Annotated in this window: 1 protein-coding gene; it reads left to right on the forward strand. The window is 72.6% G+C overall.

The genetic code is table 11. From position 1 onward, the window contains the following. A partial coding sequence (locus ACFU99_RS32630; RefSeq protein WP_384398909.1) for an amino acid adenylation domain-containing protein occupies nucleotides 1-4,995 on the forward strand: 4,995 nt, incomplete at both ends.

Here is a 4,995-nt window from a genome sequence, read left to right on the forward strand (position 1 = left end):
CCTGGGCGTGGCGCGGGTCGGCATCGATGAGGACTTCTTCGGGCTGGGCGGGCATTCGCTCCTCGCCATCCGGCTTGTCAGCAGGGCGCGTTCGACGCTCGGCGTGGAGATGGCGATCCGTCAGCTCTTCGAGACCCCGACCGTCGCCGCCCTCTCCGAAGCCCTCGGCGCGGCGGCGACCGGCAGCGCGCGGGCCGCCGTCGTGCCTATGGAGCGCCCCGACCGGCTGCCCCTCTCCTTCGCGCAGCAGCGGCTGCTGTTCCTCAGCAAGCTCGAAGGGCCCAGCGCGACCTACAACCTCCCCGCCGCCCTGCGGCTGACCGGCGACCTGGACCCGCAGGCGCTGCGGGCCGCGCTGTGCGACGTCGTCGCGCGCCACGAGAGCCTGCGCACCCTGTTCCCCGAGGACGCCGACGGCGGACGCCAACTGGTCCTGGACCCCGGCGCGGAAGCCGCCCGGCCGACGTTCGAGATCGAGTCCGTCGGAGAGGGCGAACTCCAAGAGCGACTCGATGCCGCGGCCCGCCACGGCTTCGACCTCTCCACCGAAATCCCCCTCCGCGCCTGGCTGTTCGAGGTCGGTCCGCAGGATCACGCGCTGCTCCTCCTCGTGCACCACATCGCCAGCGACGGGTGGTCGATGCCGCTGCTCGTACGCGACCTCGCCGGCGCCTACAACGCGCGCCGCGCCGGACGGTCCCCGCGCTGGTCGCCGCTGTCGGTCCAGTACGCCGACTACGCCCTGTGGCAGCGCGACCTGCTCGGCGGCGAGGACGACGCCGACAGCGCCGTCTCGCGGCAGCTCGCGCACTGGCGGGACGCGCTCGCCGGACTGCCGGAGGAACTGGAGCTGCCGACGGACCGGCCGCGCCCGGCGAAGGCCACCTACCGCGGCGACGAGGTCCCCCTGGAGATCTCCGCCGAGCTCCACGGCCGGCTCGCCGCCCTCGCGCGCGCCCATCAGGCGAGCGTGTTCATGGTCGTACAGGCGGCACTCGCGACGCTGCTGTCGAAGCTCGGCGCGGGCGAGGACATCCCGATCGGCACGCCCATCGCGGGCCGTACGGACGACGCGCTGGAGGATCTGGTCGGGTTCTTCGTCAACACGCTCGTGCTGCGCACCGACGTGTCCGGCAACCCCACCTTCCGCGAACTGGTGGGCCGCGTGCGGGAGGCGGACCTCGCGGCGTACGCGCACCAGGACGTGCCCTTCGAGCGGCTGGTCGAGGTGCTCAACCCGGCCCGCTCGCTCTCGCGCCACCCCCTCTTCCAGACGCTGCTGGCCTTCAACAACAACGACCAGCACGCCTCGGCCGACGCGGCGGACGGGCTGCCCGGCCTGGCCGTCGAAGGCCGCCGGGTGAGCACCGGGGTCGCCAAGTTCGACCTCGCGTTCAACCTCGCCGAACAGCTCGACGCCGATGGCGCGCCCGCCGGTCTGGACGGCGTCATCGAGTACAGCGCCGACCTCTTCGACCGCACGACGGCCGCCGGGATCGCCGAGCGGTTCGTGCGCGTCCTGGAGGCGGTCGCCGCCGCGCCCGAGGCCCCGCTCGGCCGGCTCGACGTCCTCGCCGACGCCGAGCGGCGGCGGGTACTGGTGGACTGGAACGACACCGCACGCGAGGTGCCCGGCGCGACGGTCGCGGAGCTCTTCGAGGCCCAGGCGGCGCGTACGCCCGACGCCACGGCGTTGATCTTCGAGGACGCCGAGCTGTCGTACGCCGAGCTGAACGCCCGCGCCAACCGCCTCGCCCGGCACCTGGCCGACCGGGGCGCGGGCCCCGAGCGGTTCGTGGCCGTGATGCTGCCGCGCTCCGTGGACCTGGTGGTGTCGCTGCTGGCCGTCCTGAAGACGGGCGCCGCGTACGTACCGGTGGACCCGGAATTCCCGGAGGACCGCGTCGTGTACATGCTGGACGACGCACGGCCGGTCCTGACCCTGACCGAGGACGAGCTGCGGACGCTCTTCCTCGACGGTTACTCCGCCGCGAACCTCGGCGTGGCCGCGCAGCCCTCGCAGGCGGCGTACGCGATCTACACCTCGGGTTCGACGGGCCGCCCGAAGGGCGTGGTGGTACCGGGGGCGGCGCTCGTCAACTTCCTCTCCTCGATGCAGTCGACGTTCCAACTCGGCGACACTGACCGGCTGTTGGCGGTCACAACCGTCGGCTTCGACATCGCCGGTCTGGAGCTGTACCTCCCGCTCCTCAACGGTGCGGGACTGGTCCTCGCCTCCCGCGAGACGGTCAAGGACCTGCCGGGCCTCGCCGCGCTCGTACAGCGCTCCGGGGCCACGGCGATGCAGGCGACTCCCAGCCTGTGGCACGCGCTGGTCGAGTCCGGCGTCGAGCTGTCGGGTGTGCGGGTGCTGGTCGGCGGTGAGGCGTTGCCGGGTGATCTGGCGGGTGCGTTGGCCGGTGCGGGCCGTTCGGTGACGAATCTCTACGGTCCGACGGAGACGACGATCTGGTCGACGGCGTCGGAGGTGGAGGCTGACGGCGCGGGAGTGTCGATTGGGCGGCCGATCGCGAATACGCAGGTGTACGTCCTGGACGCCGGGCTCCGTCCGGTCGCGCCGGGCGTGGCGGGTGAGCTGTACATCGCGGGCGACGGCCTGGCCCGTGGGTACCACCGTCGCCCCGACCTGTCGGCGGAGCGCTTCGTGGCCGACCCGTACGGTCCGGCCGGCGGTCGTATGTACCGTACGGGTGACCTGGTGCGATGGCGTGTGAACGGCGAGCTGGAGTACATCGGCCGCACCGACTTCCAGGTCAAGGTCCGCGGATTCCGCATCGAACTCGGCGAGATCGAAGCGGCGCTCGCCGCGCACCCCTCGGTGGCGCGCGGCACGGTAGTGGTCCGCGAGGATCTGCCCGGCGACAAGCGGCTCGTCGCGTACGTCGTCCCGGCCGCCGAAGGGGCCTCACCCGAAGCGGGCGCGCTGCGCAGGCACATCGGCGCGTCGCTGCCCGACTACATGCTGCCCTCGGCGTTCGTGACGCTGGAGGCGCTGCCGCTCACGCCCAACGGGAAGCTGGACCGGAATGCCCTGCCCGCCCCCGAGTACGGCATCGAGAGCGCGGGGCGCGCGCCGCGCACGCCGCAGGAGGAGATCCTCGCGGGCCTCTTCGCCGAGGTGCTCGGCGTCCAGCCGTCCTCCATCGACGAGGACTTCTTCAAGCGCGGCGGCCACTCGCTCGCCGCCATGCGGCTCGTCGGCCGCATCCGCTCCACCTTCGGCGTCGAACTGGCCATCAGCCGGCTCTTCGAGACCCCGACCATCGCGGGCCTCGCCGACGTGCTGCGGGGCGCGGACGGCGCCCGTACGGCCCTCACCGCGCGCGAACGCCCCGAGCGGATACCACTGTCCTTCGCACAGCAACGCCTGTGGTTCCTCAACCAGTTCGAGGGCCCCAGCTCCACATACAACGTCCCCGCGGCCCTCCGCCTCACCGGTTCCCTCGACCGCGACGCCCTGCGCTCCTCGCTCGCCGACGTCGTGGCGCGGCACGAGAGCCTGCGCACGGTGTTCGCGGAGGACTCCCAGGGCGGCCACCAGGTCGTCCTGGACGCCGAGGACCCCGCAGTGCGGATCGACATCGCGTTCGCCGAGGTCGCCACCGAGGACGAGCTCGACCGGCGGATCGACGAGGCGGGCCGCTACAGCTTCGATATCTCCGCAGAAATACCTTTGCGCGCCTGGCTGTTCGGCACCGGCCCCGACGAGTACGTCCTGCTGCTCCTCATCCACCACAGCGCGGGCGACGGCGGCTGGTCCATGCCGCTCCTCGTCCGCGACCTCACCGTCGCCTACGCCGCGCGCTCCCAGAACCGGGCCCCGGAGTGGGCGCCGCTGCCGGTGCAGTACGCGGACTACACGCTGTGGCAGCGCGAGGAACTCGGCTCCGAGAGCGACCCGCGGAGCGTGCTCTCCCAGCAGCTCGCCTACTGGCAGGACACCCTCGCAGACCTCCCGCAGGAGCTGCGGCTCCTCACCGACCGGCCCCGCCCCGTCGAGGGCTCGCACCGGGGCGGCATCGTCCGCTTCGACCTGCCGGCGGCTCTGCACCAGCGGCTGGAGACGCTGGCCCAGGAGCACCACGCGAGCCTGTTCATGGTGGTGCAGGCCGCCCTAGCGGCGCTGCTCGCGAAGCTCGGCGGATCGGACGACATCCCGCTGGGCACGCCCATCGCGGGCCGCACGGACGACGCCCTGGAGGACCTGGTCGGGAACTTCGTCAACACCTTGGTGCTGCGCACCGACGTCTCCGGCGACCCGACCTTCGCCGAACTGGTGGGCCGGGTGCGGGAGACGGACCTGGCGGCGTACGCGCATCAGGACGTGCCCTTCGAGCGGCTGGTCGAGGTGCTGAACCCGGCCCGCTCCATCACCCGGCACCCCCTTTTCCAGACCCTGATCACCTGGCACAACGCCGGGCACCAGGCCGTGCAGTCCACCACCCAGCTCCCGGACCTGGCCGTGGACGGGCACTCGGTGCGTACGGGCGTGGTCCGCTTCGACCTGCGCTTCGCCCTCGCGGACCTGCGCGGCGGCGAGGGCGCGGCAGCCGGGATCAGGGGCGAGGTGGAGTACAGCGCCGACCTCTTCGACCAGCGGACCGCCCAGACCCTCGCCGACCGGTTCGTGCGCGTACTGGAGGCGGTCGCCGCCGCCCCCGACAGCCCGGTCGGCCGGATCGACGTGCTGGACGACGCCGACCGCCGACGGGAGCTGGTGGAGTGGAACGACACGGACCGCGACGTGCCCGACGCGCTGCTGCCCGACCTCTTCGAGGCGCAGGCCGCTGCCACGCCGGACGCGCCGGCGGTTATGGACGGTCAGGTCGCATACAGCTACCGCGAGTTGAACGAGCGGGCGAACCGCTTGGCGCGGGCGCTCGTGGCGCGTGGGGTGGGTCCGGAGCGGTTCGTGGCGATCGTGCTGCCGCGGTCGGCGGACAATGTGGTGGCGATGCTGGCGGTGCTGAAGGC

It is taken from the genome of Streptomyces sp. NPDC057654, assembly GCF_042800135.1.
Classification (GTDB): Bacteria; Actinomycetota; Actinomycetes; order Streptomycetales; family Streptomycetaceae; genus Streptomyces.